Source organism: Myxococcus llanfairpwllgwyngyllgogerychwyrndrobwllllantysiliogogogochensis, from assembly GCF_006636215.1.
Lineage (GTDB): Bacteria > Myxococcota > Myxococcia > Myxococcales > Myxococcaceae > Myxococcus > Myxococcus llanfairpwllgwyngyllgogerychwyrndrobwllllantysiliogogogochensis.
In genome coordinates this window covers 26,673-52,010 of sequence record NZ_VIFM01000007.1, presented here as the reverse complement: position 1 = coordinate 52,010, position 25,338 = coordinate 26,673, and the positions used below count along the sequence as shown (strand labels likewise).

At 69.0% G+C, this 25,338-nt stretch carries 24 protein-coding genes; 12 read left to right on the top strand and 12 right to left on the bottom strand.

Annotated features, from left to right (window positions below; translation table 11 throughout):
• Position 1: 1 nt before the first annotated feature.
• From FJV41_RS03175 to FJV41_RS03160, 4 genes are all read right to left on the bottom strand, one after another.
• Positions 2-766 carry a protein phosphatase 2C domain-containing protein gene (locus tag FJV41_RS03175; RefSeq protein WP_141640899.1) on the bottom strand — a complete coding sequence of 255 codons (765 nt, stop codon included), beginning with the start codon at positions 764-766 and terminating at the stop codon, positions 2-4.
• Positions 767-788: 22 nt separating this feature from the next.
• Positions 789-1,628, bottom strand: coding sequence for a VWA domain-containing protein (locus FJV41_RS03170; protein ID WP_141640898.1), 840 nt, complete (start codon positions 1,626-1,628; stop codon positions 789-791).
• 120 nt (positions 1,629-1,748) lie between these two features.
• On the bottom strand, positions 1,749-2,948 hold the full coding sequence (locus FJV41_RS03165; RefSeq protein ID WP_141640897.1) for a M20/M25/M40 family metallo-hydrolase: 1,200 nt from the start codon (positions 2,946-2,948) through the stop codon (positions 1,749-1,751).
• A gap of 271 nt (positions 2,949-3,219) precedes the next feature.
• Positions 3,220-4,449, bottom strand: a complete 1,230-nt coding sequence (locus FJV41_RS03160) for a mechanosensitive ion channel family protein (RefSeq protein WP_141640896.1) — start codon at positions 4,447-4,449, stop codon at positions 3,220-3,222.
• Between the two features lie 322 nt (positions 4,450-4,771).
• Between FJV41_RS03160 and FJV41_RS03155 the strand changes: the two genes are divergently transcribed.
• Positions 4,772-5,977, top strand: a complete 1,206-nt coding sequence (locus tag FJV41_RS03155) for an endonuclease/exonuclease/phosphatase family protein (protein WP_174487186.1) — start codon at positions 4,772-4,774, stop codon at positions 5,975-5,977.
• 27 nt (positions 5,978-6,004) lie between these two features.
• On the opposite strand, the gene FJV41_RS03150 is transcribed toward FJV41_RS03155, so the two are convergent.
• From FJV41_RS03150 to FJV41_RS03140, 3 genes are all read right to left on the bottom strand, one after another.
• The gene (locus tag FJV41_RS03150; RefSeq protein ID WP_141640894.1) at positions 6,005-6,472 is read right to left on the bottom strand and encodes a nuclear transport factor 2 family protein; all 468 of its coding nucleotides are present in this window, start codon (positions 6,470-6,472) and stop codon (positions 6,005-6,007) included.
• A 75-nt stretch (positions 6,473-6,547) separates the two neighbouring features.
• Positions 6,548-7,996 (bottom strand): aldehyde dehydrogenase family protein, encoded by a 1,449-nt coding sequence (locus FJV41_RS03145; protein ID WP_141640893.1) that lies wholly within the window; start codon positions 7,994-7,996, stop codon positions 6,548-6,550.
• Positions 7,986-9,632, bottom strand: a complete 1,647-nt coding sequence (locus tag FJV41_RS03140; protein WP_141640892.1) for an acetolactate synthase large subunit — start codon at positions 9,630-9,632, stop codon at positions 7,986-7,988. The genes FJV41_RS03145 and FJV41_RS03140 overlap by 11 nt, the downstream gene beginning before the upstream one ends.
• 102 nt (positions 9,633-9,734) lie before the next feature.
• Here FJV41_RS03140 and FJV41_RS03135 point away from each other — a divergent pair, with 102 nt between their 5' ends.
• From FJV41_RS03135 to FJV41_RS03120, 4 genes are all read left to right on the top strand, one after another.
• Positions 9,735-10,619, top strand: a complete 885-nt coding sequence (locus FJV41_RS03135; RefSeq protein ID WP_141640891.1) for a LysR substrate-binding domain-containing protein — start codon at positions 9,735-9,737, stop codon at positions 10,617-10,619.
• A gap of 125 nt (positions 10,620-10,744) precedes the next feature.
• Positions 10,745-11,128, top strand: a complete 384-nt coding sequence (locus tag FJV41_RS03130; protein ID WP_141640890.1) for a VOC family protein — start codon at positions 10,745-10,747, stop codon at positions 11,126-11,128.
• A 175-nt stretch (positions 11,129-11,303) separates the two neighbouring features.
• Positions 11,304-11,702: a hypothetical protein gene (locus tag FJV41_RS03125; RefSeq protein ID WP_141640889.1), complete on the top strand. Its 399-nt coding sequence runs from the start codon at positions 11,304-11,306 to the stop codon at positions 11,700-11,702.
• Positions 11,703-12,554: 852 nt separating this feature from the next.
• Positions 12,555-13,352, top strand: coding sequence for a phytanoyl-CoA dioxygenase family protein (locus FJV41_RS03120; protein WP_141640888.1), 798 nt, complete (start codon positions 12,555-12,557; stop codon positions 13,350-13,352).
• Positions 13,353-13,616: 264 nt separating this feature from the next.
• Here the strand turns inward: FJV41_RS03120 and FJV41_RS03115 are convergent, their stop codons facing one another.
• The gene (locus FJV41_RS03115; RefSeq protein ID WP_254627669.1) at positions 13,617-14,312 is read right to left on the bottom strand and encodes a sigma-70 family RNA polymerase sigma factor; all 696 of its coding nucleotides are present in this window, start codon (positions 14,310-14,312) and stop codon (positions 13,617-13,619) included.
• 4 nt (positions 14,313-14,316) lie between these two features.
• Here FJV41_RS03115 and FJV41_RS03110 point away from each other — a divergent pair, with 4 nt between their 5' ends.
• Positions 14,317-17,319: a tetratricopeptide repeat protein gene (locus FJV41_RS03110; protein ID WP_141640886.1), complete on the top strand. Its 3,003-nt coding sequence runs from the start codon at positions 14,317-14,319 to the stop codon at positions 17,317-17,319.
• Positions 17,303-17,875, top strand: coding sequence for a GNAT family N-acetyltransferase (locus FJV41_RS03105; RefSeq protein ID WP_141640885.1), 573 nt, complete (start codon positions 17,303-17,305; stop codon positions 17,873-17,875). Before FJV41_RS03110 ends, FJV41_RS03105 begins: the two co-directional genes overlap by 17 nt.
• Positions 17,876-17,940: 65 nt before the next feature.
• Here FJV41_RS03105 and FJV41_RS03100 read toward each other — a convergent pair whose 3' ends face one another.
• The 3 genes from FJV41_RS03100 to FJV41_RS03090 all read right to left on the bottom strand — a co-directional run bounded on the left by FJV41_RS03100 (position 17,941) and on the right by FJV41_RS03090 (position 19,667).
• Positions 17,941-18,339 carry a four-helix bundle copper-binding protein gene (locus FJV41_RS03100; RefSeq protein WP_220137827.1) on the bottom strand — a complete coding sequence of 133 codons (399 nt, stop codon included), beginning with the start codon at positions 18,337-18,339 and terminating at the stop codon, positions 17,941-17,943.
• Between the two features lie 177 nt (positions 18,340-18,516).
• A complete protein-coding gene (locus FJV41_RS03095) occupies positions 18,517-18,867 on the bottom strand; it encodes a hypothetical protein (protein ID WP_141640884.1) in 351 nt (116 codons plus the stop codon).
• 278 nt (positions 18,868-19,145) lie between these two features.
• On the bottom strand, positions 19,146-19,667 hold the full coding sequence (locus FJV41_RS03090; protein WP_141640883.1) for a hypothetical protein: 522 nt from the start codon (positions 19,665-19,667) through the stop codon (positions 19,146-19,148).
• Positions 19,668-19,828: 161 nt separating this feature from the next.
• Here FJV41_RS03090 and FJV41_RS03085 point away from each other — a divergent pair, with 161 nt between their 5' ends.
• Positions 19,829-21,160: a lipoprotein N-acyltransferase Lnb domain-containing protein gene (locus FJV41_RS03085; protein ID WP_141640882.1), complete on the top strand. Its 1,332-nt coding sequence runs from the start codon at positions 19,829-19,831 to the stop codon at positions 21,158-21,160.
• Here FJV41_RS03085 and FJV41_RS03080 read toward each other — a convergent pair.
• The gene (locus FJV41_RS03080; protein ID WP_141640881.1) at positions 21,072-22,376 is read right to left on the bottom strand and encodes a sensor histidine kinase; all 1,305 of its coding nucleotides are present in this window, start codon (positions 22,374-22,376) and stop codon (positions 21,072-21,074) included. The genes FJV41_RS03085 and FJV41_RS03080 overlap by 89 nt on opposite strands.
• Between FJV41_RS03080 and FJV41_RS03075 the strand changes: the two genes are divergently transcribed.
• From FJV41_RS03075 to FJV41_RS03060, 4 genes are all read left to right on the top strand, one after another.
• A complete protein-coding gene (locus tag FJV41_RS03075) occupies positions 22,375-22,923 on the top strand; it encodes a response regulator (protein WP_246136963.1) in 549 nt (182 codons plus the stop codon). The genes FJV41_RS03080 and FJV41_RS03075 overlap by 2 nt on opposite strands.
• A gap of 653 nt (positions 22,924-23,576) precedes the next feature.
• Positions 23,577-24,308 (top strand): beta-ketoacyl synthase chain length factor, encoded by a 732-nt coding sequence (locus tag FJV41_RS03070; protein ID WP_141640879.1) that lies wholly within the window; start codon positions 23,577-23,579, stop codon positions 24,306-24,308.
• The gene (locus FJV41_RS03065) at positions 24,301-25,080 is read left to right on the top strand and encodes a lysophospholipid acyltransferase family protein (protein ID WP_141640878.1); all 780 of its coding nucleotides are present in this window, start codon (positions 24,301-24,303) and stop codon (positions 25,078-25,080) included. Before FJV41_RS03070 ends, FJV41_RS03065 begins: the two co-directional genes overlap by 8 nt.
• Positions 25,067-25,327: a phosphopantetheine-binding protein gene (locus tag FJV41_RS03060; RefSeq protein WP_141640877.1), complete on the top strand. Its 261-nt coding sequence runs from the start codon at positions 25,067-25,069 to the stop codon at positions 25,325-25,327. Before FJV41_RS03065 ends, FJV41_RS03060 begins: the two co-directional genes overlap by 14 nt.
• Positions 25,328-25,338 lie beyond the last annotated feature (11 nt).

The following is a 25,338-nucleotide window of genomic DNA, read 5'->3' as shown; positions in this document are numbered from 1 at the left end:
CTCACGCTCCCACCGTCAAGCGAAGCAACGTGACGTCATCGTTGCGGATGACCTTGTCCGTCCGCAGGCCATCCACGAAGCGAGCAAAGGACACCGAGAGGTCCTCCGAGGTCCGCGTGGGAAGCGCGAGCCAGGGCGCGCCGCCCCGTTCGTGCTCGGACAGGAACCAGTGGGCCAGCGCATCGGTCATCAGCAACAGGAGGTCCCCGGGTCGCACGTCCCCCACTTCGCTCCGCGCCGCTTCGCCCACGCGCGCGTTCTGACCGGACTGAGTGGACACCAGGAACGGACGCGAGCCGAACGACGCGGCCGTCTCCAGGGGAAAGGACCGCACCAACCGGTCTCCTCGGACCTGGAAGAGACACGAATCCCCCACCGCCAGCGCCGTCCAGGCGCCCACCGCGTCGCCACCGCGCGCGGCCTCCAGGCGGACCCCCAAGAGCGTGGCGAACGCGCCCTCCAGGAGCTTCTCCCTCGCGTACCAGGGAAGCTCCCGACTCCCGACGTCCGCGTGCCATCGCCGCTGCAGCCCGGGCAGGGCCTGGAGCAGTTCGGAGGCCCCACCCATCCGCCCCTCGGCGAACTCCCGCGCGAGCAGCCGGGCCCACAAGCCAGAGAACAAACTCTCCGTGGCGCCATCGGCGACCGCGACGTGCAGCACCTCGCCCTCGAACGTGGATGACTGCTCCGGCGCGCACGCGTCCTCGTTCTCGGAGGGCGTGTTGCCCGCCTTCTGCACCCACACCGCCTCGAGCTGGATTCTCACGGTGACGACGTCCTGGCCAGGGCTACCGCAGGTTGCTGGGGCGCGTTCCGATGTTCAGGAACTTGATGAGCGACACGATGTCCGCGTTGAAGGCGAAGCCCCGGGCCCCCTCCCGCACCGCGTGCCCCTCCTCTCGCGCGGCGGCGAGCATCCCCGGGGTCAGCGGGCTGGACAGGTCGAAGAGCAGCCGCGCATGAGCGTCCGGAAGCCCCACCTCCGCGTCGGGGAACTGGATGGGCGTCGCCGGGTTCGATGACAGATGCACGTTGAGCAGCAGCACCGCGCCGTCGGAGCTTCGCAGCGCGCGCAGGGACGACGCGACGGCGGTCGGGTCTCCATCCGTGGGCTGCCCATCGGAGACGTTCACGACGATGGGAGGAAAGCTCTCGGGGTGCTCGCGCAGCCAGTCCCCCACCAGGGAAGACGCGCGGGAGAGCACCTCACACATCGGCGTGGGGCCGTGCGCCACCGGCTCGAACCAGACGGGGAAGCGGACCTTCTCCCGCACCAGTCCCCCCATGCCGTCCTCTCGCTCCCGAGTGCGCTCCTCCAGCCGCGCCGGTGCGTGACCAATCTCGCTGATGGGAACCAGCCCCCGACCCGCGAGCGGGCCCGAGAACGCGGAGCCCACGCGCTCGCCATAACCCAGCACGCCCAGGTGGAAGTAGTCCCGGATGCCCTCCTCGCGGGCACAGCGCACCACCAGGTTCTGGAGCAGCCGGTTGGTGACGTCCGCGACGCCCTCGGCCTTCTTCCGCGAGCCACCCGGTCCACCGAAGGGGTCATCCATGGACCCGGACTGGTCAATCAAGAGGAGGATGCACGCGGGCGCGGTGCGGCTGATTTCCGCCGAGTAGGCCATGGCGGACGAGCGTACCGGTTCAACCTTCCGTGCGCGACGACAGACGACAGCGGCCCCCGCGTCCCGCCGCGCCCTCGAGACGGGCGGCGCGACGGAACGGGGAGCCCAGCGCTTTCGAAACTAGGGGCCCGTCGGGCCCTTCGCCAGCTCCGCCACGAAGCCCGCGGCGATCTTGGAGAACTTGAGCGCGTGGTTGGCCGTGCTGCCGGACTTCGCGATGGTGTCGCCCGTCGTGTGGATGTAGGGATTGCCCTGGCTCACGACAGCCTCATGCGGGATGGAGGCCGCGAAGCCCGCGTTCGTCCACGACGCGTGGTCCGAGCAGGCATAGCCGCACGTGGTGTTCACGTGGGTGATGCCGGCACCGTAGGTGTTGATGACGTTGCGCAGGAACGTGTTCTGCGCGGAGTTGGTGTAGTCGGTGACGATGCCCACGTCGGCCGACGTGCCCCGGTAGTTGGTCATGTCGAGCTGGAGCACGCCCACCACGTTGATGCCGTTGTTCTTGTGATACGCGGCGATCTCCTTGGAGCCGCGCAGGCCCACTTCCTCGGCCGCGTAGCCCATGAACTTCACCGTGCGCTGCGGCCGGTAGTTGCACGCCACCGCCGCCCGGATGACCTCCGTGAAGGAGGCGATGCCGGAGGCGTTGTCATCCGCGCCCGGCGCCGTGCTGCCGGAGGAGATGGAGTCCAGGTGGCCACCCACCACGACGACTTCGTTGGGCAGCGTGGTGCCCCGGATGGTGAGGATGACGGAGGGCTGCGCCCAGGCGGTGTGCGTGAACAGCTCGGACGTGATGTCCGTGCGGCCGGCGGCCAGGGTCGCCCAGCGGCTGCGCAGCCAGTTCGCCGCGCTCACGCCCGTGCTCGACGTGTAGTAGCGCGTGGTGTACGCGGCCATCGAGTTGATGGTGCTGCGGACGTTCGCCTCCGTCATCTGGCCGATGAGGCAGTTGGCCGTGGTGGCGTTGTCGATGGTGTAGGTGATGAGGTCGCGCGTGGACGCGTCGGACGCGGGCACCAGCGACTGCTCCGCCTCGTCACGGCTCTCGAACGTCACGAACCCCGCACAGCGGTTGAACCGGTCGTGCATCACCTCGGCGATGCGCGACAGCTGCGACTCGCGCACGGGAATCACCACCACGTCCTCCTTCGACAGCGAGGGCGCGGGGACGCTCCAGCCTTCACGAGCGAAGGCCTCCGAAACAGGGGCCAGGGCGTCGGAGCCCAGCGAAATCCACAGCTCTTTGTCCTCGGCTTCAGCGAAGGCCGCGGTGGGGCTCAGCAATAACAGGGCAAACGGAATCAACCGCTTCATGGGCAGCGCTCCTCGGTGGGTGGGTGGTGCGACGCGGATCACCGCGGGCGGCCGCATCGCACGGCCTCCGCGTGTGGTCCCCAGGACGTGCGCAACGCCAACCCGCGCGCGTCGACGGAGACGGACCCGCACTTTCCGTTTTTCCGGTGAATACCGGCAACACACCCCTCCCCTGAGCACGGGAAGGAAGTGTTCACCGGTCAACAGAAGCCCCTCGCCCGGCTGCGTCACCCTCCTGGACCGACACCGGCCCCCTTCGTGGAGAAGTCCTTCAGTCGCCAGATCGCACGGCCAGGGCGCCGAGGCCCGGACGGACCGCGGCCAGGGGCGAATCGGACTCGGCGAGGCTCGCCTCGGTGCGCACCATGGGCAGGCCGTGGGGCTGCCCGCGAAGGAAGGCCATGAGCTTCTCGCGGACGATGCACCGCAGCTCGAAGGCCTTGCCGGAGTCCGACGCACTCACCAGCGCGCGCAGCTTCATGGTGCGCTCGGAGAGGTCCGTCACCTGGAGCGCCTGCACCTTGCCGTCCCACAGGCCGTTGGACTCCTGCTCCAGCACGCGCTTGAGCTCCGCGCGCACCGAGGGCACGTCCGTGCGGAAGTCCACGTACAGCTCCGCGGTGCCCATGATCTCCGGCGACACCTTGCTCCAGTTCTGGAAGGGCTTCTCCAGGAAGTGGCCCATGGGAATCACCAGCCGCCGCAAGTCCCACACCTTCACCACCACGTAGGTGAGCGTGATTTCCTCCACCCAGCCCCACTCGTTCTCGACGATGACGGTATCGCCGATGCGGATGGGCTGGGTGATGGACAACTGGATGCCCGCGAGCAGCGTGGAGATGGACTTCTGCGCGGCCAGGCCGATGAAGAGGCCGGCGATGCCCGCGGAGGCCAGGAGCGACACGCCCACGTTGCGCACCGCCTCGAACTGGAGCAGCAGCAGCGACGCGCAGATGAGCACCACCGCCACTTCAATCACCCGGCGCAGCACCGACAGCTGCGTGCGCAGCCCGCGCGCGCGGGCCACGTTGCCGCCCTGCTCCTCGCGCGCCACCGTCTGCTCGACGAAGCCCGCCGCCAGCTTCACGAAGCGCAGGAGGAACCACCCCACCGCGGCCAGCCCCACCGAGCGGGCCACCAGCTCCACGCCATGCTTCGCCACGGGTGGCAGCTTCAACGCCCACAGCCCCGAGGCCACCAGCACGACGAAGAGCAGGTAGCGCACCGGCCCTCGCGCCGACGCCGCCAGCTGGTCATCCCAGCCGGACTTCGTCATCGACGTGGCCCGGTCCACCAGCCGCATCACCAGCCACTCCACGCCCCGCCCCAACAGCCACGCTCCCGCCACCAGCACGCCCAGCCCCGCCCACTGCCACAGCTCCAGTCCACCCCAGGAGCCCTCCGGCACCGGCACCGGCAAGGGCGGCGCGGCCCCTTCCACACCGGAGGCCTCGGTGGGCAGGGCGAACAGCAGCGACTGCAGGGAACTTGTACGAACCATGTCTCGGGCCTCTCGTGGCGGGACGCGTGCGAGCCAGCGCGCACCGGACGGTGTGCCCTGGCGGGTGCCTCCACCCTTGGGTGAATGTTTGAGGTCAAACCTACTAGCGGTATGAGTGGGGCGCGTCCATGAACTTCTCCGAGCCCGGACGCCCTGCGGCCCACGAGGCGTCAGCTCGGGCACAGCGACTCCCGGGGTCCAAACGACCCGGCGCGCTTTCCTGGGATGGCGGGGCTGAGCGACACTCGGGGTTCGTGCAGAGAGCCCTCGGGGCGCGCGGCGCCTGGCCGTGCGCTCCCTCATGGAACGCGAGGAGTCGACGATGAGCATCTGGAATGTGGCGGGTCGCTGGGCCCGGAACGTCCTTCAGCAGCCGGCCGCCGCCCCTGTCGGCAACGAGGCCCGGGCGAAGAATGGAAGCGCCGCGGAGACGCCGAAGGACTCCTTCACGCCGTCGCCGTCGCCGGGACCCAGTCCCACCCGGCCGGAGCTGAACCCCGCGCCGCCGGAGGGGTACTCGAAGCCAGTGAAGGCGAACGAGCTGCCCGACGTGGGCAACGGCTCTGGCGTGCTGACGCTGAACCTGGCCAACGGCGCGGGCTCCAAGTACCGCACGGAGGACAACCGCGAGGACCAGGCCCGGCTCATCCGCGAGACGGGCGCGAACATCGCGGGCTTCCAGGAGGTGGACATCAACGTCGACCGCAGCGGCAACGCCAACACCGCGCTGAGCGTCGTCACCCACCTCAACCCCGCGTTCGAGGCCTTCAAGTCCGGCACGGTGCCCACGGTGCCCATCGGCGAGGACGCGCCGGCGACGGCCATCCGCAAGGGCAACGACGGCACCACGCTCTACCAGACGCCCGAGGGCACGCTGGTGACGGGCGAGTCCTTCTCCGGTGATGACCGGAACATCAAGGGCGACAGCGGCGCGGACGCGACGTACGGCAACGCGGTGTACGTGGGCGCGCCGGACAAGGTCGTCGACGCGTACACCATCACCCTGCCCGCCGCCGAGTCGGGCGGCCCCACGGTGTCCTCGCCGGAGCAGCTCGCCGCGCTGGGCGACGGCAAGGTCACCGACGCGGAGCGCAACGAGCTGGGTCAGCGCAACGAGGCGCTGCGCAAGAACAGCCCCTCCGAGCCGCGCACCGCGCTGGTGACGCGCGTGGTGGGGCCGGACGGCAGGGAGAAGAGCATCATCAACGTGCACCTCGCGGCGGGCAGCGAGTCCAGTGGGCTGCGCGCGAAACAGCTCGCGTACCTGGCCGACATCGCCCGGGCGGAGGCGAAGGGCCCTCCGGCGCGCGAGCTGGTGGTGATGGGCGACTTCAACGACTCCACGAAGAACGTGGGCGACGCGCTGGAGGGCGCGGGCCTGCGCCGCGTGGTGGGCGGCAAGAAGGCCAACGGCGACAACTTCGACCAGGTCTGGGTGTCGGGCGGGTTGGACACCGACACCAGCGCCCAGGTGAAGACGGAGGGCGTCAGCGACCACGCCCACGCCGGCTACACCGTCATCCGCTGAGCACGGCCCCGCGTGACGGCTGGCGGGCTACTTCTTGCCAGTCGTCGCGGGAGGCGCGGCCTTGGGAAGTCGCGAGATGTGGCTCGCGGCAATCCGCCAGCGCCCGTCGCGCTTGATGAGCGTGTCGGTGAAGCGGAAGTCCACGTCGAAGGGCGAGCCACCGGAGACGCCCTTCACGGAGGTGATGCCAATCACCACCGCCGTGTCGCCATAGAGGCGGACCTTCATGTCGTGGTTGCGGAAGACCTCGTAGCGAGGCTCCTTCGCACGGACCTCGGCCAGGGTGGCCGCGCGGTCCGTCACGTTTCCCGCCGAGTCCATCTGGGTGAAGCCGTCGGCGAGAAAGCCCTCCAGGAAGGCGACATCGCCCTTCTGGAAGGCCTCGCACGCGGCGTGGAGCCCGTCGAGCACGGCCTTCTCATCCGCGCTCGGAGACGCGGCGAACGAAGGAGACGACAGCGCGAGGACCAACAGGGTGAGCATCGACTTGAGCATGGAGGGCCTTCCAGGAAAGGCCCTCGACGTACAGGGGATGCCACCGGCTGTCGAACCGTCGTTGCTTCTTGAAGCTCAGTCGTCGCTCGACGCCCGCTGGCGCAGCACGAGCAGCCTCGGCTCGGTCATGTCCTCGATGGCGTACTTCACGCCCTCCCGTCCCAGCCCCGAGCCCTTCACACCGCCATAGGGCATCGTGTCGACGCGGAAGCTCGGCACGTCACCCACCACGACTCCGCCGACCTCCAACTCGTCCCACGCCCGCATCGCGCGCGACAGGTCATTGGTGAAGAGGCCGGCCTGCAAGCCGTAACGGCCCTCGTTCACCGTGCGCAGGGCCTCGGTGAAGGACGTGAAGGACTGGAGCAACACCACCGGCCCGAAGGCCTCCTCCGCGCAGAGCGGCTCGTCCGCGGGCACGCCCTCCACCACGGTGGCCTCCAAGAGCGCGCCCTTGCGACCACCGCCTGTCAGCACGCGAGCGCCTTTCGCGACCGCGCTCTGAATCCAGCCTTCGAGTCGCCGCGCCGCAGGCTCATCAATCATGGGGCCGAGCGTCGTCGCCTCGTCCCGGGGGTTGCCCGCGAGCAAGGCCTGGGCCCGGGTGACGAGTCGCTCCTTGAGCGCCTCGTAGTGCGAGGCATGCACGAGCACGCGTTGCACGGAGATGCAGCTCTGCCCCGACTGGAAGAAGGCGCCATGCGCCACCCGGTCCGCGATGACGTCCAGCGAGGCGCCGGGCTCGCGGTCCACCACGCAGGCCGCGTTGCCACCCAGCTCCAGCACCACCTTCTTGCGTCCGGCGCGGGCCTTGAGGTCCCAGCCCACCTTCTCCGAGCCGGTGAACGACAGCAGCTTGAGTCGCTCGTCCTCGATGAGCGGACCGATGTCCGCGAGCGAGGGGGTGATGACGGAGAAGGCGCCTTCGGGCAGGGCCGTCTCCGCGAGCACCTCCGCGAGCAGCATCGCGCTCACGGGTGTGCGGTCCGACGGCTTGAGGATGAAGGGGCAGCCCGCGGCGATGGCGGGGGCGACCTTGTGGGCGACGAGGTTGAGCGGGAAGTTGAAGGGGGTGATGAGCGACACGGGGCCCACCGGCACGCGGCGGGTGAAGCCTCGGTAGCCCTCCGCGCGCGGCGACACCTCCAGGTCCATCACTTCGCCCCCACCCCGCACGGCCTCCTCGGCGGCGGCCTTGAAGGTCTCGATGAGGCGCGTGACTTCACCGCGTGCGTCGCGCAGGGGCTTGCCCGCCTCGATGCAGAGCACCTGGGCCAGCTCCTCCGCGCGCTCCTGGAAGCGGCGCACGCAGTGTTCCAGGACGGACTGTCGCGCGTGGGCCGGCAGCTTGCGCATGGGCTCGGCGGCGCGAACAGCGGAGGCGATGGCCTCCTCCACGGCGGCGGCGTCCGCGAGCGCGACCCGCGTCACCACCTCTCCGGAGTACTTGTCGACGACGGGCAGGTCCGCGTTGGGCCGGCGAGGACGGTTGGCCAGATAGTACGGGTAGCGTTCAGCCAGCATGGAGCACCTCGAGTTCCTTGTCCCCGACGCCGAGCGCGCGGGTGTTGTCCGAGTAGTCGATGGGCAGGTCGATGACGTGGACGCCGCCCGCTTCGAGGCTGCGCGCCAGCGTGGCGCCGAACTCCGACGCGCTCGTGGGCCGGTGGCCCCTGGCGCCGTAGGCCTCCGCGTAGCGGACGAAGTCGGGGTTGCCCAGGGCCATGCCGAAGTCTGGCAGGCCCATCTCCCCCTGCTTCCAGCGAATCATTCCGTAACCATCGTCGCGTACGACGATGACCACCAGGTCCAGGCCCAGGCGCACCGCCGTCTCCAGTTCCTGCGAGTTCATCATGAACCCACCGTCTCCGCAGACCGCGACCACCTTGCGTCGGGGGTGCACCAGCCTGGCGGCGATCGCCGACGGGAGCCCCGCGCCCATCGTCGCCAGCGCGTTGTCGAGCAGCAGCGTGTTGGGCCGCCGCGTGCGGTAGTAGCGGGCGAACCACAGCTTGTACATGCCGTTGTCCAGGCAGACGATTCCGTCGTCCGGCAGCGCGCGGCGCACCTCCGCCACCAGTCGCGCGGGGTAGATGGGGAAGCGGTCATCCGCGAAGCCTTTCGCGAGCTGCGCCTCCAATCCCGCCCGAGCCTTCTCGAACGGCGTGAAGTCCCAGTTCGTGCGCGAGCCCAGTCCCTCCGCGATGCGCCACACGGCGTTGGCGATGTCGCCCGTCACCTCCAGCTTCGGGAAGTAGACGGGGTCCACCTCCGCCGAGGAGAAGTTGAGGTGGACCACGGCGCGGCGGCTGTCGCGCATGACGAAGGGCGGCTTCTCGATGACGTCGTGGCCCACGTTGATGATGCAGTCGGAGGCTTCGATGGCGCGGTGGACGAAGTCGCCGTCGGACAGCGCGGCGGTTCCCATCCACAGCGGGTGGGACTCATCGACGACGCCCTTGCCCATCTGCGTGCTGGAGAAGGGAATGCCCACCCGGTCCACGAGGACGCGGAGCATCTCCGACGTGAGCTTCCGGTTGGCGCCCGCGCCAATCATCAGCAGGGGCCGCTTCGCGGAGGCGATGGTCTCCACGGCCTGCGCGATGGAGCCTTCATCCGCCACGGGCCGCTTCCAGGCGCTGGGGGCCAGGAGCGCGGCCTCGGTGGAGTCACGCGCCACGTCCTCGGGCAACTCCAGGTGCGTCGCTCCGGGCCGCTCCTCTTCCGCGCGTCGGAAGGCCTCGCGCACCGCCGACGGGATGTGCTCCGCGGAGACGAGCGTGCGCGTCTGCTTGGTGAGCGGGCGCATCATCCCCACCACATCGACAATCTGGAAGTGGCCCTGCTTGCTCGCCTTGATGGGCTTCTGCCCGGTGAGCATCACCATGGGCATGGCGCCGAGCTGCGCGTACGCGGCGGGCGTGACGAGGTTGGTGGCGCCCGGCCCCAGCGTCGCCAGGCACACGCCCGCGCGCCCCGTCAGCCGCCCCCATGTCGCCGCCATGAAGCCGGCCGCCTGCTCATGCCGGGTGACGACCAGCCGCAGGCCGGAGGCACGCATCGACTCCAGCAGGTCCAGGTTCTCCTCTCCGGGGAGTCCGAAGACGCAGCGCACGCCCTCCGCTTCGAGTGCTTTGACGAACAGGTCCGAGGCCTTCATCGCAGTCCTTCCTTCCGTGACAAGGGAAGTTCTACGGTCCGGGCTCGATTCGTACATTCGTTTGTTCGCATGGAGTCGATAGGCACCATCTATGATGGCGCCATGGAGCTCAGGCACCTGCGCTACTTCACCGCCGTCGCCGACACGCTGCACTTCGGCCGGGCCGCGCGGCGGGTCCACGTCTCCCAGCCCACGCTGTCCCAGCAGATTCGCCAGCTCGAGGAGGAGCTTGGTACACCCCTCTTCGAGCGGGCCAGGACCGGGGTGCGGCTGACGCAGGCGGGGGAGCTGTTTCGCACCTATGCCTCGCGGGCACTGGAGGATGTGGACGCGGGTCGGATGGCGGTGGGCGCGCTGCGGGGCCTGGCGACGGGCTCGCTGCGCGTGGGCTATCCACCCAGCATGCGCGGCCTCGTCGTGCCCGCGCTCGCGGCCGTGTTGCGCCGCCATCCAGGGCTGGTGTTGAGCGCGGAGGAAGCGGTCGTGCGGCGGCTGGAGCGACGACTGGCGGATGGAAAGCTGGACGTGGGGTTGGGCTATGCGCCGGCGCGCTCGCCGGACCTGGACACGGAGGCCGTGTTCGACAGCCGGCTCGCGCTCGTCGTGTCGCGCGGGCATGTGCTCGCGTCAGCGGAGTCGGTCGGGGCCCGGCAGCTCGCGAGCGAGCCCTTCGCCCTGCTCTCCCCCGGGCTGCGCGTGCGCTCTCGCGTGGATGCGTACTTCGCCACGCTGCGCCTGTCCCCGCGCATCGCGCTCGAATCGAACGCGGTCGCCACGGTGCTCGCCATCGTCCGCGCGGGGCTGGCCGTCACGGTGCTGCCCGAGCCCCGGCTCGCGGACGTGGAGCGACTGGTGGTGAAGCGGCTGGCGCCCGCGCCACGCTCCGAGCTGGCCGCCCTCCTCTGGCGCAAGGGCGCGCCCCGTGCTCCCGCCGCCGAGCTGTTCGCCTCCGAGGTCCGCGCTCGCGCGAAGGAGACGGGCGACTGAGTGAAGCGCGTCCCGCATACTCACAACCAGGTGGTTGACTGTCACTTCGTCGCCGCTATGCTCAACAAAGTGGTTGAACGTCGTCCGGATGCCCCGTGGCGACTCCATCACCTCCCGAGGGAACGATGCGAATCCCCTTCTGCAGTCTGTTCGTCGATAACCAGGAAAAGGCGCTCAAGTTCTACACGGAGAAGATGGGCTTCGTGGAGAAGGTGAACGTTCCCGCGGGAGGTGCGCGGTGGATCACCGTGGTCTCCGCCGAGGACCCCAATGGCACCCAGCTCGTCCTGGAGCCCACTGGGCACCCGGCGGCGACGACGTACCAGAAGGCCCTCTTCGCGGATGGCATTCCCGCCACGGCGCTCATGTCCTCGGACATCCAGAAGGACTATGAGCGGCTGAGCGCCCTGGGCGTGGAGTTCCGGCAGAAGCCCACGCAGATGGGGCCCGTCATGGGGGCCATCTTCGACGACACCTGCGGAAACCTCATCATGATCAACCAGCTCTGATTCAGGGTCCGAGGGGTGCGAACATCGCGCCCCCAGGCACGTCGGGCCGTGACAGCATCGCGACGAATCACCCCACATATCTGGGATTGCCTCGCCTCGTCTGACTCCGTCACGCTCCCTCTCAACCCGGGAGGAAGACATGCGAGCAGAACGGAGTCTTTGCGGCGCACTGGGGATGGCCACCCTCATGCTGACGGGCTGCGCCCCTGACGAACTCTCGTTCGAGCACGAGGAGACGCTTCTCGGCGACAGCGAGCCAGCGCTGGTTCTCGATGACTCGGGAACCGCTGAGGACGCCGGAGAACCCGACGCAGGGGAGGAGGATGCGGGAGACCCAGACGCGGGCGACGAGGACGGGGGCTCGCCTGATGCCGGGGAACCCGACGCAGGTGAGCCAGGCCCCAGCGGCCCGACCCCGGACTACTGCTTTGGAAACTGGGAGACCTACTACTATTCCGACTACTTCTACAGGACACCCGTGGGGAGGGCCCGATGCAACTGCGGCTACTTCGCCCAGTTTGGCGAGACGAGCTACTGGAGCATCTCCACCGACCTCGGCGCCTGTCTGAAGTAAAGACAGATGGATGAAAGGGCTGTCACGCGCTTGGAGACTCGCACGGCTCCAAACAGGCCTCTCTTACCTGGAAGGAACATCGGCTGAGGGTGCATCCGGGCCGTCGCCGGCTGTGCATTCGTCAGAAGGTGTGCAGCGCACTGCACGTTTCTCGTGCAGAATGTTCGAATGGATTCTTCTCCCAGTGCATCCTCCACGCCCCCCACTCCCAAGCAAGCGGACCCGGTCGTCGTCGCGAAGTTCCAGAAGCAGATGCGGTGGATGTGGATCCATTACGTCGGATGGTTGAGCCTCATCTTCCTGGTGTACGGCCCCTTCAATGTCTTCCCCGAGGCATACGTGGACCTCTTCTTCTGGGCCTGCGTCGCCTCCTCTGCGGTATGCACGTTTCTGCTTTATCGGTGTCCCTCGTGCAGACGCAGCCTCGTGGGCACGCCGTTCCCCGTGGCGTGTCGACACTGCGGCAGTTTGCTGATGTCAGCGCGCCGGTGACTCCATTGCCGTCGCGACCAGGTACGGATCCTCGAAGCCGTGGGAGACGAGCGGCCAACCACTGTCGAGATTGACGACCTTGGCGTCCCGCCCGGGCTTCCCCAAGAACGGTTTGTCCGTCTCATCGACAAGGGGCCATGAGGAGTATTTCCGACGTCAGTGTTTGTACCCCTCGGTATGTGCGTGGAAACCTGGCAATTACATGCCGCCACATTTCTTTCGGCCCCCTTGGGGCCCCGAAGCAGCGCTTCGGCATCGGAGGCTGTGAGTCTTCTCGGCGAAGAGTACGATGGAGGCTGTCAGGGCCAACGAACCGTGCTCGTCGCGACGCTACCCATGACCGCTCCCCACCCTGCCCCCATGTCTGTTCTGAGCGATGCCCAGGTCCAACAGTTCATCGAGGATGGCTTCGTCCGGCTCGATGACGCATTTCCCAGACAGGTCGCGGACGCCGCGCGCGACATCCTCTGGCGCGATACGGGCTGCGCCCCGGAGGACCCATCCACCTGGACACGTCCCGTCATCCGGCTCTGTGAATACATCCAGGAGCCCTTCCGACAAGCAGCCAACACTCCACGATTGAGGGCCGCGTACGACCAACTCGTCGGTCCGGGGCGATGGGCTCCCCGGATGAGCCTGGGCAGCTTTCCTGTCCGCTTCCCCAGCGCCGAGAACCCCGGCGACGACGGTTGGCACGTCGACACCAGCTTCCCGCCTCCAGATGGCGGAACGGGCTCCTTCTTCGAGTGGCGCGCCAATGTCGCCTCCCAGGGGCGCGCGCTGCTGATGCTGTTCCTGTTCTCCGACGTCGGAGAGCACGACGCCCCTACTCGCATCCGCGTCGGCTCCCACCGGGACATCGCGAGACTCCTCGCCCCGGAAGGCGCCGCGGGACTGAGCTTCATGGAGATCGCGAGCAGGCTCGACACCACCACCCGCTGTCCTGAAGCGCTGGCCACCGGTGACGCGGGAACCGTCTACCTGTGCCACCCCTTCATCGTGCACGCGGCGCAGCCCCACCGGGGTACCCGGCCACGCTTCATGGCCCAGCCTCCGCTGTTCCCCTCGGGGCCCAGGACGCTCGAAAGCAGCGACAGTGACGAGTTTCCCGTCACGCGGGCGATTCGCCGGGCACTCGGCGCGACTCCCGCGCCCTGACGAACCGTCCGCCGCGTTCGAACATGGAGCGTGGAGCCGCCCCCCGCGGGTCGGCTCCACGCTCCCGTCGAATCCCAACCGCAACGGTCATCCCGCCCCGGACCCGCACCGCGTGGGGTGTGAGGAAGCAAGGCACGCTCCGGGGTGCATCTCCTGGAAGACACGGCCCGCGAACAGGTGGCGCATTTCTCGCGAGAGAATCTCCACCCGCGCCACAACCCCCTGGTTTCCCAGCGCTTTCGCCAGCAAGTCCCCTGAAGGGATTCAGGTGGGCGTCGCGTCTCGCATGACGCTGCGGATGCTCAGGTCCAATTGGCTCTGGAGCACGCGAAGCAGGCTGCTGAGCCCCTGGGTGTCCTCGCCCAGTCGGGCGGCGAGGCGCTGGCGCACATCATCACGCAGCCGCTCCCGCGACTGCGCCAGCCACCGCTTCACCGTGGACCGGTCCACCTGATACGCGCGGGCAATCTGCGCCGTCCCCAACCCCTCCACCAGATGCAGGCGCAGGAGCGTCCGTGAGCGCGGCTCCAGCGCCTTGAGCGCCTCCTGGAACGCCGCCGCGAAGTCCTCGCGATAGTGCTCCTGGATGAACCGCCGGTCCGCGTCCACCTCCGGCTCGCTCGTTTCCGCGAGCTTGGAGTCGTCCAGGTCGAACGAAATCCGCCGCTCCCGCATCAGGTTGAGCGCGGTGCGCAGCGCCGCGACACGGAGCCACGCCAAGAGAGTGCCCTCTCCCTCGTAATCCGCGATTCGCGGAGCGCGATCCCCGCTGGGAAGAAAAAGCTTCACGCGCAGCACCTGGAGCGCCTCGTCCACCACCGAGACTTCCATTCCTCGGTGCAGCAACGCTTTTCGGAGCTGTGGGACGTAGCGGGCCTCGAACTCCGCAAGGGCCTGCGCATCACCGCGAGCGCAGGCTCGCGCGAAAGACACGTCTACTTCATGGTCGGTGCCATTCATCGTCATGACCGCCCACGTCGGTTATCGTCCTCGCGTCATGGAATGCCTCGAGACGCGACGACTCTTCGCCTTCGCACAGGGTGAACTGGACGCAGAAGCCGCGCACCAGGTGGAGCAGCATCTTGATTCCTGCGCCTCCTGTCGAGCACTCGTAGGGGAGGCGGCCCGCACGGAGGACGGGGAAGCAGGCTCGTCCACTCCGTCCCCTTCCTCGTCGGTCCCCCCGCTCTCCTGGCTCGAGCGCGGCGCGCTGCTGGGCCGCTACGTCGTGCTCGAGCGCATCGGAGCGGGCGGCATGGGCGTCGTCCACGCCGCATATGACCCGGAGCTGGACCGTCGCGTCGCGCTCAAGCTGATCCGCATCGACTCGACAACCCCCGCCCACCTGGAGCGCGCGCAGGCCCGACTGCTGCGCGAAGCCCAGGCCACCGCGCGCGTCATCCACCCCAACGTCATCACCATCCACGACGTGGGCCGCTTCGGGGAGCACGTCTTCCTCGCCATGGAGCTGGTGGACGGCACCACCCTGCGCTCGCACATCCGCGCTCACAAGGGACGCAATGACTGGCGCGAGACACTGAGCCTCTTCATCCAGGCGGGACGCGGTCTCGCCGCCGCGCATGCCCAGGGACTGGTCCACCGCGACTTCAAGCCAGACAACGTGCTCGTCGGCAAGGACGGCCGCGTGCGCATCACCGACTTCGGACTGGCGCGCATCGTCGAGGGCATCGACGACACGCCCACGCCCCCGGGCTCCTCGTCTCCCGTTCCCCTGCGCTCCGAGTGGCACACCCGCTCGGACATGGTGCTGGGAACTCCCGCGTACATGGCTCCCGAGCAGAAGCGCGGCGAGCCCTCCGATGCGCGCAGCGACCAGTACAGCTTCTGCGTCGCGCTCCATGAAGCGCTCTACGGCAAGCGGCCTTTCGCCAAGCCCGCAGCGGTGGTGAACGCCACGCCTGAGGCCCCCCTTCCCGAGCCAGGGCCGCGCCCGCCGCAGGGCTCGGATGTTCCCGCCTGGGTGCATCAGGTGATTCTCCAGGGACTCTCCGCGTCACCCGACGCGCGCCACGACTCCATGGAGGCGCTGCTGCGCAGGCTCGGCCATGCCCCGGGAGAAAAATGGCGGCGCGCGGTGCTCGCCGCGAGCGCGGGCCTGTTGCTCCTCGCCGGGGGCGCGGCCCTTCACCGCTCCACCTCCGGAGACCCCTGCGCGGGCAGTGAGCAGTCCCTCATCGGCATCTGGGACGCCTCCCGCAAGGCCACCGTCCAGACCGTCTTCAAGAGCAGCCCCCTCCCCTACGCCGCCGGAGCCTGGACCGAGGTGGAGCGCACCCTGGACGGCTTCGCGCGCAACTGGGTGGCGGCGAGTCACGAGGCCTGCGTCGCCACACGAGTGAAGGGCCAGCAGACCGAACGCCTGCTCGAACGGCGCGTCATCTGCCTGGACCAGCGACTCAAGGACCTGGGCGCCGTGGTGGACACGCTCGCGACCGCGGACACGCAGGTCATCCAGAACTCGCCGCGCATGGCGCACGGCCTGGAGAACCTCTCGGTCTGCGCGAACCTCTCCGCGCTCGCCGCACCGGAGCCTCCGCCCACCGACGAGTCGAGCCAGAAACACATGGAGGCGGTGCGCGCCCAGCGCGCGCAGGTCCGCGCGAAGCTCACCGCGGGCCAGCTGGCCCCCGCCCTCGCGCTCGCGACCGAGGTGGCACGCGAGGCGCACGAGATTGGCTACGGGCCCCTGGAGGCCGAGGTCCTGGACCTCGTCGCCGAGTCCCAGGGAAAGAACCTCGCCTACCGCGACGCCATCAAGACCCTGCACCACGCCATCCAGGTCGCCACCGCGAGCCGTCATGACCGCCAGGCCGCCGAGTCCTGGGCGGGGATGATCCGGCTCATCAGCCTGGTGGGGCCCGAAGTGGACCCCGATGGCGTGGCCCCGGCCCATGCGGAAGCCGCCCTCAAGCGGCTGGGCGAAGACGCACGCATCGAGGCGATGTACTTCCGCAACCTCGCCAGCCTGCACCGCACCCGAGGCCGCCCCGCGGAGGCGCTGGCCGCGAGCGAGAAGGCGGTGGAGCTCGCCCGGAAGGTCTACACCGCGAACGAACCCGAGCTCGGGACGGCGCTGCTCACGATGAGCCACGCCCTCCATGAGTTCAATCGCCACGCGGAGGGCCTGCGCTACCTGCTCGAGGCGGAGGCCATCTACCGGAAGACCTACGGCCCCAACCATCCCTATCTGGCGACCGTCCTTGGCAACCTCTCCGTGTTCAGCATCCGGGTCGGCGACTCCGAGAGCGCGCTGAAATACGCCAGGGAGTCCCTGGCCATCCACCAGGGCGCCTATGGCGAGGAGAGCGAGCCCGCCGCCAGCGTGCTTCACAACATCGGCGGCTTCCTGCTGGAGCTGGGGCGCACGGAGGAGAGCATCCAGCACTATCAGCGGGCGATTCGCATCCGCGAGAAGGTGATGGGCCCCGAGCATCCCGAGGTCGCCTCCTCCCTGTCGAGGCTCGGGACCGCGCTGGCCTCCCTGGGGCACTTCGAGGAGGCCTTGAAGCATCACCAGCGCGCCTTGCTCATCAACGAGAAGAGCCTGGGCCCCCAACACTCCATGGTGGCGCTCGACCTGCTCGGCATCGGCGATGACTACCAGGGGCTCGGAGCCCCGAAGAAAGCGATTCCCTTCCTCGAGCGGTCGGTGACGGTCTACGAGAAACAGACGTCGACGAAGAACGACGACTTCCTCGCGGATGCCCGGTTCTCCCTCGCGCGTGCGCTCATGAGCACGTCCAACGGACTGGAGCGGGCCCGCCAGCTCGCCACCGCCGCGCAGGAATACAACCACCGCTTCCCCAAGCCCCGAGCCCGGCAGGTCAAGGAAGTCGAGCAGTGGCTGGCGACCCATCGCGCGCCGGGCCCCCGCCAGGCTCCGAGCGAAGCCGAGACACGCGAACCCGGTCCCCATTATCCTCCGGCGCATGGCCAGCCCCTATGACGTGACACCGGTGCGCAGCCCCTCGGAGCTGCCGCGCATCCTCGACCTCCAGCGCAAGAACCTGCCCAAAGCCATCAGCGCGGACGAGATGCGCGCACAGGGATTCGTCACCGTGGAGCACGACGTGTCGGCCCTGGAGCGGATGCACGCCCTGGCGCCCAGCATCATCGCGAACCACGCGGGAGAGCTCGTGGCCTACGCGCTGACGATGCCCCGGGAGTGCCGCTCGCTGATGCCCGTGCTCGTCCCCATGTTCGACCTGCTGGACACGCTGGACTACCAGGGCCGTCCGCTGGGTGAGCAGCGCTTCTATGTCATGGGGCAGATCTGCATCGACAAGGCCCACCGGGGCGTGGGGCTGTTCGACCAGCTCTATGCCGGGCATCGCGAGCTGTACCGCGAGCGCTTCGACGTGCTGGTGACGGAGGTCGCGACCCGGAACACCCGCTCCCTGCGCGCCCACGAGCGCGTGGGGTTCAAGCCGCTGCACACCTACCGCGACGCGACGGACGAGTGGGCCATCGTCGCCTGGGACTGGAGCGAGCCCTCCGCGTAGCCCGCCGCTCCGGGCTCCGGCCGGCGCCCCGACAGCGGCGCGGCCGGCCCGTGATGCACGCGACGTCAGGACATCTTCGCCATGCGTCGGCAGGACTCGACGCAGCGGCGACAGGACTCCGCGCAGGCCTTCATCACCGCGTCGTCCGCCATGCGCTCGCACGCGACGGCACACCGCTCGCAGACCTCCGCGCAGACAGCGCACGTCTGAGGATGCAGCGGCGAGGTGCGCAGCATGAAGTCCGCGCTCGTCTTGCACATCTGCACACAGTCCTCCAGCAGGCGGATGGTGTCCGCCGAGGCCATCTTCCCGCCCTTCTGGAGGCAGTACGTCATCGTCTGCAGGCACACCGCCGCGCAGGACATGCAGTTGCTGATGCAGGCGCGCATGTCATCCGTGAGTTGATTGTTCGCGCCGACGAGGAACGGCTGCATCTGGAACTTCTGGGATTCCACCTGAGCCATGCGACAACCTCCGTGCGTTGGGTTCGCGTACAGGTGGGGAGCGACAGGGCGCTTCACAACGTCCGCGAGGGCTTCCCAGGGGCAAGCGGAGAGACAGGGCCTGGGCACCATGACTGGCGACCAGACGTGCTCGCGGTGGTCAGCGCGGGCCACCTGCTCATGAGGATGGGGGCGTGGCTAGAACCAGGCCGAGCACTGCCCGGAGCTGGTGTTGCACAGCCGCAGATGGAAGCGCGCGACGCCCGAGTAGCTCCCATTCCACGCGGCGTTGACGACCCACCCATCGGCGTAGAACTGGAGCTTGACGCCACTGCCGTGGCTGCTGGTGGACCACGTGCCCTTGTAGTAGCCGCCGCCCGTGGCCGTCCACGTCTTGCACACGCTCGCCTTCCTGCCGCCCGGCGCCGTCAACGTGGTGCAAGCCCTGGCGAGTTCGGCATCGGCGGACGCGTCCGGGGCGGCTTCGGAGACCGGGTTCGACCCGGCCACACCCGCCGCGGCCAGAATGCCTGCGAGGACCTGAAACATGGCGTGACGCTCCTGCCCGCATGGGGCCGTGCAGCCGATGCCGGCTGATGAGAGCGGCCAAGCTGTCGTCGGAGCGTCGGAGCGGCAATGCACCCCGGAGGGACCCTCGCTACCCGATGCGAGACACGCGATTGCGGGCCGGCGACCCGCACGCGGCCCCGCACCGCGACGCGGGCGCCGCGCCAGGGCCCGACGACGGAAAAACGCCGGCCCCCCCGAAAGTCCTGGGGAGGTCCGGCGTCGCGCGCGGCCAGGATGTTTTCCTGGCCCGGGTCGCGCTAGAGCGCGGTGGCCCAACGCGTGTCGTGGTCGCTCCAGAAGCGGTGCAGGTAATTGTCGGCCTGCTGGATGATGACGGCCTCCGTCCCGTCATCGAGGACGGCCGTCACGGTGATGGCGTTCATGTTCCAGTTGTCCCCCGTGGCGAAGATGTCCGGCTGGCCGGAGGTGAACTGGATGCTGAACTCGACGAGGTTGGCGAGCAGCATGCCCGTGGGCGTCACCATCGTCACGGAGTGCGAGGTCCAGTCGGGCCAGCGCGCGCCGTTGTTCAGGTTGATGCTGGCCGTGAGCTGGTTGCCGGACAGCCCCACGTACTTGATCGCGGCCACCGCGTGGCTGGCATTGCGCAGGTCGTCTCCGCCCGTGGCGACGGTGATGCGGAGCCGGGTGACGGAACGGAGTCCATCGTCGGCGTGCGCCATTCCAGGCAGCAGGAACAGCACGGCGGCGGCAAGCATCGCCATCAGGCTCGAACCAAAGCGAGGCGTCATCGCAGTGGGGAAAAGGGCAGCGGTCATCGTCGTCTCCTCTAGGGGTGGGTCACACTCGTGGGCATGGCGCGGCCCCAGGGGCCACGTCGCTCACGAAGCGAAGCCAAGGTGCCGCGAAGCCAGGAACCTGCCCACTGCCAGATTTCTTGCCCTGCCTCGGATGACGGCGAAGTGGAACCCTCGCGAGCATGGGAAGACTCGCGACACTCCCCCTGCTCCTGGGGCTGCTCTGGAGCACACCGCTGCTCGCCGCGACGGCCGAGGACTTCGGCGCACAGCCGGAGGCGCTGCGCATCCAGGTGGTGACCTTCGGTCCCGGCACATACGTCCAGGAGCGCTTCGGGCACAGCGCCCTCTGGGTCGAGGATACGCGGCTGGGTGAGGTCGCGCTCTACAGCTATGGCGTGACCTCCCATGGCCCCGCCGCCGAGGTGCGCTACCTCCTGGAGCGACCCACCTATTGGGCCGCCCGGCTCTCGGTGGAGCATTCGTTCTTCCTCTATCGCGCGCGGGGGCGCTCCATCTTCCTCCAGGAGCTGGACCTGTCCGTGGAGCAGCGACGCCGACTCCTCGCGCGCCTCGAACGGGACGTGAATCCCGAGACGCGCGAGTACGCGTATGACCCGCTGCGGGGAAACTGCGCGACGCGCCTGCGCGATGCATTGGACGACGCCCTGGGCGGAGCGCTGCACGCCCGGCTCGCGGGCCCCGCCGCGCTGACCCACCGCGAGCACCTTCGCCGCTACACCCGCGACACCCCGCTGTTCCAGTGGGCGCTGATGCTCTGGCTGAACGACGACGTGGACGCGCCGATGACCCGGTGGGAGGAGGCCGCCTTTCCCCTGGAGCTGGCCCGGGCACTCGCGGAGTTCTCCTTCATGAGCGAACTGGGCACTTCGACTCCGCTCGTGAGGCGAAGCCACGATGAGCACCTGACCACCACCATTCCTCCCCCGCTGGCCCCAGGCCCCACCTCTCTGACGCGAGGGATCCTCGCCCTTCTCGTGGCGGGCGCGATGGTCCTGCTCGCGGTGCCCCGCGCGCACACGCACCGGCGCGCCTTCCAAATCACCTTCGGCCTGTACCACGCGTTCATCGGCGCGACGCTCGGCACGGCGGGCGCCATCGGCTTCGTCCTGATGCTCGGCTCCGAGCACCCCTACTTCGGCCTCAACGAGAACCAGTGGCTGGCCCATCCCCTCTCACTCGCGCTGCTCCCGCTCGGCCTGGGCATCGCCTGGGGGAATGAGCGCGCCGAGCGCCGAGCACGTCACTGCGTCGGCGTGCTCGCCCTCGGCTCCCTGCTGGCGGTGCTGCTCAAGGTATCGCCCACGTCACATCAGGACACGCTCGAGCCGATGACCGTCCTGCTCGCCGCGAACGTCGGACTGGCGCTCGTCCACGTGAAGCGGTGGCGGGCCCCCCAGACGCTCACCCACCGGCGAGGAGCATCACTTCGACCCGAGCCCCTCCCTCCGGGAGATTCGACGCGCGCAGCGACCCTCCACTCGCCTCGATGAGCCCGCCCACCAGCCGCATCCCCAGGCCCGAGCCCTCCGACTTCGTCGTGCCTCCCGTGAGACGCGCCCCGTCCAGCAACCCCGCCCGGAAGCCCGGCCCGTCATCACTCACCCGCAGGAGGATGTTCCGCGTGCCGCCCTCCGGCTCGACGCTCACCTGGACGGTGCCGGCGCCACGTTGCCCATCCCCTTCACACGCATTCACGAGCAGGTTCGTCACCACGTGCGCCAGCCCCCGCTCGCCGCCCACCACCCAGACGCGCGGCCCCTGTCCCTCCGGTGCCCCGGGCCCGAGCAGGATTCGCACATGCGAGTAGCGCGTCTGGACCACGGCGGCCGCGTTGCGCAGGGTGGCGGAGACCTCGACGGGGGTCGCCTCGTCAATCATCGCCAGTTCGCCCAGGGCGCGTGACTTCACGCTCTCCACGAACTCCCACAGCTCGCGCAGGTCGGACGCCAGCCCCTGCACATGCCGCGAACACGAGGCACCTCCCGGGTCCCTCAGGAGCAGGTCCGCGCGAAGTCGCGCCGCCGACAGGAGCGTCCGCGCATCGTGGTGCTCGCGCAGGATGACGCTCAGGTTCGTGCGCGCCCGGCGAATCCTCACCCCCTCCGCACCGGACTTGAGGACCATCCGGCGCGCCACGCCACACGCGACCGCGGCCACACTCCCCGCGCTGCCGACGAAGATGACGAGCAGCGCGACCTCCGAAACGCCATACGTCAGTTGACTGGCATTGAACCGGAAGTCGAGGGCGATGAGTCCCCCCAGGAGCAGCAGGTTCGCGCCGGTGCCCACCCAGGCGACACGAGGTGACAATCGCAACGCGGTGATGAAGACCACCGCGATGACGGCGGAGGGGTCCGGCATCCGCAAGAGGCCGGTGTAGCTGTCGCCATGCCACAACAACGTGGACAGGAGCGTGCCCTGAGCGACGACGGCATCCAGGAGCGCGGAGGCCACCAGCAGCCTCGGACCGAACAGTCGCCGCCGTCCCGCCCAGAACGCGACGACGGACAGCGTCATGCCCGAAAGCAACAAGGCCAGCTCCAGCACCGCGGCCGGCCAGCCCCCATCCGCGGCCACGCCCCCCAACGCCAGGAAGCGCGCCATGACCAGCGCGCAGAAGACGATGCGCACCGCGCTCACCAGCACCTCGCCATCGTTGGACGCATCGGTGAGGACCTTGCGTGTTATGCTTTCCTGTATGGCCATGGTCCAACACCTCCTGCTGATAGAGGACTCGGTCAGCCTGGCGCGCGTGCTCGAAGACGTCCTGCAATCCCGCGCTGAACGAATCACGCACGTCACCACCCTCGCCGCCGCGCGCGAGGTGCTGCGAACCCAACCTCCCGACGCGGTGCTCCTGGACGTCAGCCTTCCGGACGGCACCAGCGACTCCCTGCTGGATGACCTGCTCGCGGTGGAGCCCCTGCCGTATGTCATTGCCATCAGCGGCAGCGCGACGGCCGAGCAGGCCTTCCGACTGGCCGCCAGTGGCGTGCGCGCCTTCGTCCCCAAGCCGCTGGACCTCGCGCGGCTGGAAGCCGTGTGGACCCAGACGCTGTCAGGCCCTCCGGAGCTGGGCCCCGCGTTGAGGGCGAGCGCCGGCAAGGTGCCGCTGCATCACTTCGAGAGCCTGGTCCGCGACACCCTCGTGGACGAGGCCCTGGCCAAATCCGGAGGCAGCGTGCGCGGCGCCGCGAAGCTGCTCCAGATTTCCCGCCAGCTCCTCCAACACATTCTCAACGCCCGGGATTGAGTCGGGCCTCCTCGCGGCTACCTCCGGTCCGGCGTTCCGGCGAATCACCTGCGCTCCCTGGGACGAACGGCTCCCGCCCACAATCTTCAAGCGGCGTACCAGGGACGCGACGCGGCGTTCTCCCCCACGAGCGGCCTCGCGAATCACTCCCGCGCGAGCACTCACGCGTGGCCCCGAGGACAACCCGTTGGCCCGGTCCGTTGCCTCACGGGCCACAACCACCATCGCGATTCCATCCTGGCGGAAGCGATGAGCCCCCACGAAGCACCTGCCCGGAGATCCATCTTCCGCCCCGGGTAGGAACCGACCGGGGGGAATCCGCGAGAGGCCAATCCCACCCCCTACCACCCAGCGTTGCTGCACCCTGGCGCTCCGCATACGCCACGTGCGAATGAGCGCTGCGTTCCGGGTGGAATCGCGGGCGTCACGGCTCCGAATCCCAGCGCCGCGCGGCTTCTTCCCCTCCGGCCATGCGAGCGCGGCCGCCGCCCCACCCCTCTCGGCCCGGTGCGGGCGCGGCGTAGCATGGCCGAGTGAATACGGAGGCCCCTTGGCTCGTCCTCCGAGGCAATCCTCATTGGAGCCAATTGTCTCGTATATGATGCTTTGGTAGAGGACCGCCGCACGCAGCATCCGCCTTTTTCCCTGCCATCATGGTTTTTTCCGTCCACCACTGGGCCGCGTGGGCTCCCGGGCTTGTCGGGCAAGACGCCTGGCGGTCCTGGCTCTCACAGCCGCATCCGCTTCCGGCCGAGGGCACCCCGCCCTTGACCGAGATGCCGGCGATGATGCGCCGTCGGGTGGACCGGCTGGGTCGCATCGCGCTGCAGGCGGCCTACTCGTGCCAGGCGGACGCGCCTCCGTGTCCCATGGTGTTCGCGTCGCGCTACGGGGACATGGGCCGCTCGGTGGAGCTGCTGGAGCAGTTGGCCCAGGCCACCCCGCTGTCGCCCACGTCCTTCAGCCTGTCGGTGCACAACGCCATTGGCGCGCTGTACTCCATCGCCCGGGGTGACCTGACGGCGCAGAGCGCGGTGGCCGCGGGCGCGGAGACGGTGGAGGCGGCCTTCGTGGAGGCGTGCGGCCTCTTGGCCGAGGGCGCCCCCGAGGTCCTCGTCGTCGTCTATGACGAGCCCCGCCCCGCCCCCTTCGCGCACTTCCCCGAGCAGGTAGCGCTCCCGCATGCCTGGGCCTGCAGCGTGCGGGCGGCCGGAGAAGGCCCCACCTACCAGCTCACCTGCGGCGCCTCGGAGGGCGCACCGGAGCGGACGTCCGTGGACCCGCTGCCGGAGGAGCTCTCCGTGCTGCGCTTCCTCGTCTCCGGCGAGGCGCGCTTCGAGCACCACACGGGCTCCCGACTCTGGCGGTGGCATCGCGATGCTTGAGCGATTGGAGCGCGGCTGGCGGGTGATCGCCACGGGCATCTCCTTCGCCACCTTCGGCGTGGGGGGGCTGGCGCTGCGCCTGCTGTTCTTCCCCCTGCTGTCGCTCCTGGTCCGCGACAGGCCGCGCCGCACCCGGCTGGCGCGACTGGCGGTGCACCACTCGTTCCGCTTCTTCGTCGGGCTGATGCACTTTTTGGGGTGCCTGGACTACCGCGTCGAGGGCGTGGAGAAGCTGGCGCGCCCCGGGCTGCTCATCCTCGCCAACCACCCGACGCTCATCGACGTCGTGTTCCTCATCTCGCTGGTGCCCAACGCGGACTGCGTGGTCAAGGCGAGCCTGGCGAACAACCCCTTCATGCGCGGCCCCATCGAGGCCACTGGCTACCTCTGCAATGACTCCGGCCCGGAGCTCGTAGAGGCCTGCATTGCGTCCGTGAAGGCGGGCAACAACCTCATCATCTTCCCGGAGGGCACCCGCACGCCCTTGTCCGGCCCCATGAAGCTGCAGCGCGGGGCGGCCAACATCGCGGTGCGAGGCCCGTGCGACATCACCCCGGTCACCATCCAGGTGGCGCCCATGGCGCTCACCAAGGGGATGCCGTGGTGGCGCGTGGCCCCCACCCGGATGAAGTTCAACATCGTGGTTCAAGACGACATTCGCGTGTCGTCGCTGGTCGAAGAGGCGCACGGAGAGGCCCTCGCGGCCCGCCATCTCACCGAGAGATTGCACGACTACTTCTCCACGGAGACACAACGCCATGCAGGCGCTTGAGCAGGAAATCAAGAAGCTGGTCATCGAGACGCTGAACCTCGAGGACCTCAAGCCGGAGGATATAGACCCGGCGGCGCCGCTGTTCGTCGAGGGGCTGGGGCTCGATTCCATCGATGCCCTGGAACTCGGCCTGGCGCTCCAGAAGGCCTATGGGGTAGCGCTGGCGAGCGACTCCAAGGAGAACCGCCGTCACTTCGCCAGCGTGCGCGCCCTCGCGGATTTCGTGAGCGCCCACCGCAAGTCCTGAGGACCCGCACC

Excerpts from the sequence above, each read along its gene's own strand:
- FJV41_RS03130 (WP_141640890.1), top strand. The coding sequence starts at position 10,745 with ATGCGAATCCCCTTCTGCAGTCTGTTCGTCGATAACCAGGAAAAGGCG.
- FJV41_RS03065 (WP_141640878.1), top strand. The coding sequence starts at position 24,301 with ATGCTTGAGCGATTGGAGCGCGGCTGGCGGGTGATCGCCACGGGCATC.
- FJV41_RS03155 (WP_174487186.1), top strand. The coding sequence starts at position 4,772 with ATGAGCATCTGGAATGTGGCGGGTCGCTGGGCCCGGAACGTCCTTCAG.
- FJV41_RS03125 (WP_141640889.1), top strand. The coding sequence starts at position 11,304 with ATGGCCACCCTCATGCTGACGGGCTGCGCCCCTGACGAACTCTCGTTC.
- FJV41_RS03145 (WP_141640893.1), bottom strand. The coding sequence starts at position 7,996 with ATGCTGGCTGAACGCTACCCGTACTATCTGGCCAACCGTCCTCGCCGG.
- FJV41_RS03135 (WP_141640891.1), top strand. The coding sequence starts at position 9,735 with ATGGAGCTCAGGCACCTGCGCTACTTCACCGCCGTCGCCGACACGCTG.
- FJV41_RS03165 (WP_141640897.1), bottom strand. The coding sequence starts at position 2,948 with ATGAAGCGGTTGATTCCGTTTGCCCTGTTATTGCTGAGCCCCACCGCG.
- FJV41_RS03095 (WP_141640884.1), bottom strand. The coding sequence starts at position 18,867 with ATGTTTCAGGTCCTCGCAGGCATTCTGGCCGCGGCGGGTGTGGCCGGG.
- FJV41_RS03090 (WP_141640883.1), bottom strand. The coding sequence starts at position 19,667 with ATGACCGCTGCCCTTTTCCCCACTGCGATGACGCCTCGCTTTGGTTCG.
- FJV41_RS03150 (WP_141640894.1), bottom strand. The coding sequence starts at position 6,472 with ATGCTCAAGTCGATGCTCACCCTGTTGGTCCTCGCGCTGTCGTCTCCT.
- FJV41_RS03080 (WP_141640881.1), bottom strand. The coding sequence starts at position 22,376 with ATGGCCATACAGGAAAGCATAACACGCAAGGTCCTCACCGATGCGTCC.
- FJV41_RS03100 (WP_220137827.1), bottom strand. The coding sequence starts at position 18,339 with ATGGCTCAGGTGGAATCCCAGAAGTTCCAGATGCAGCCGTTCCTCGTC.
- FJV41_RS03070 (WP_141640879.1), top strand. The coding sequence starts at position 23,577 with ATGGTTTTTTCCGTCCACCACTGGGCCGCGTGGGCTCCCGGGCTTGTC.
- FJV41_RS03170 (WP_141640898.1), bottom strand. The coding sequence starts at position 1,628 with ATGGCCTACTCGGCGGAAATCAGCCGCACCGCGCCCGCGTGCATCCTC.
- FJV41_RS03115 (WP_254627669.1), bottom strand. The coding sequence starts at position 14,312 with ATGAATGGCACCGACCATGAAGTAGACGTGTCTTTCGCGCGAGCCTGC.
- FJV41_RS03160 (WP_141640896.1), bottom strand. The coding sequence starts at position 4,449 with ATGGTTCGTACAAGTTCCCTGCAGTCGCTGCTGTTCGCCCTGCCCACC.
- FJV41_RS03060 (WP_141640877.1), top strand. The coding sequence starts at position 25,067 with ATGCAGGCGCTTGAGCAGGAAATCAAGAAGCTGGTCATCGAGACGCTG.
- FJV41_RS03105 (WP_141640885.1), top strand. The coding sequence starts at position 17,303 with ATGGCCAGCCCCTATGACGTGACACCGGTGCGCAGCCCCTCGGAGCTG.
- FJV41_RS03075 (WP_246136963.1), top strand. The coding sequence starts at position 22,375 with ATGGTCCAACACCTCCTGCTGATAGAGGACTCGGTCAGCCTGGCGCGC.
- FJV41_RS03140 (WP_141640892.1), bottom strand. The coding sequence starts at position 9,632 with ATGAAGGCCTCGGACCTGTTCGTCAAAGCACTCGAAGCGGAGGGCGTG.
- FJV41_RS03085 (WP_141640882.1), top strand. The coding sequence starts at position 19,829 with ATGGGAAGACTCGCGACACTCCCCCTGCTCCTGGGGCTGCTCTGGAGC.
- FJV41_RS03120 (WP_141640888.1), top strand. The coding sequence starts at position 12,555 with ATGTCTGTTCTGAGCGATGCCCAGGTCCAACAGTTCATCGAGGATGGC.
- FJV41_RS03110 (WP_141640886.1), top strand. The coding sequence starts at position 14,317 with ATGACCGCCCACGTCGGTTATCGTCCTCGCGTCATGGAATGCCTCGAG.